This window comes from Alcanivorax sp. MD8A (assembly GCF_002888555.1).
Lineage (GTDB): Bacteria > Pseudomonadota > Gammaproteobacteria > Pseudomonadales > Alcanivoracaceae > Alcanivorax.
Genome location: NZ_AQOQ01000081.1, coordinates 1 through 697, shown reverse-complemented (window position 1 = coordinate 697; position 697 = coordinate 1). Strand labels below are relative to the sequence as shown.

At 60.5% G+C, this 697-nt stretch carries 1 pseudogene; it reads left to right on the top strand.

Annotated features, from left to right (window positions below):
• Nucleotides 1-589, top strand: a pseudogene (locus tag A15D_RS17090) (penicillin-binding transpeptidase domain-containing protein); the annotation flags it as partial.
• Between the last annotated feature and the right edge of the window lie 108 nt (nucleotides 590-697).

The following is a 697-nucleotide window of genomic DNA, read 5'->3' as shown; positions in this document are numbered from 1 at the left end:
CCAGCCGCTGGCCACTGGCGGGTTCAGTACCCGTTTGCGCTCCATTACCGATGTGTTGGACAAAGAGGGCAAACCGTTGGCCCGTTACCCGGTCAGCACCGACGAAGTGGTGGAGGCGGGGCCAGCCTTCCTGACCCAGTGGGCCATGCAACAGGTCGTTGAAAAGGGCACCGCCCGTTCTGCACGGGCCTACTTGCCAAAAGATTTGAAGGTGGCAGGCAAGACCGGCACCAGTGACGATTTCCGCGATGCCTGGTTCGCCGGGTTCTCGGCCAATCACCTGGCGGTCGTGTGGGTGGGTCGTGATGATAATGCCGGGGCGGGTATCACTGGATCCAGCGGCGCTTTGCCAGTGTGGGCGAGGTTGATGGGCAAGCTGCCCCAGCGCAGCCTGTCGCAGACCCCACCTAACGGCGTAGAGTGGGTATGGATGAACCCGGATGGTCAGCGTGTCAGTGCCGAAGGTTGTGGCGACGCCCGTCGCTTCCCGATGATGGAAGCGTCCATTCCTGAAGACACTGATGGCTGCGGCAGCGTGAAACAGTCCGGCAAGGGCATCAAGAAATGGTTCAAGGGATTGTTTGATTAGGGCCTGTTAGCGCTGTCAGGGCTCAACCTGGAGGGCTGATCCGTTGTTCCGCCCAGCAGCGCCATCCGCTGTTTATGTAGAATGACTACACTGCACACCAGCTGGCAC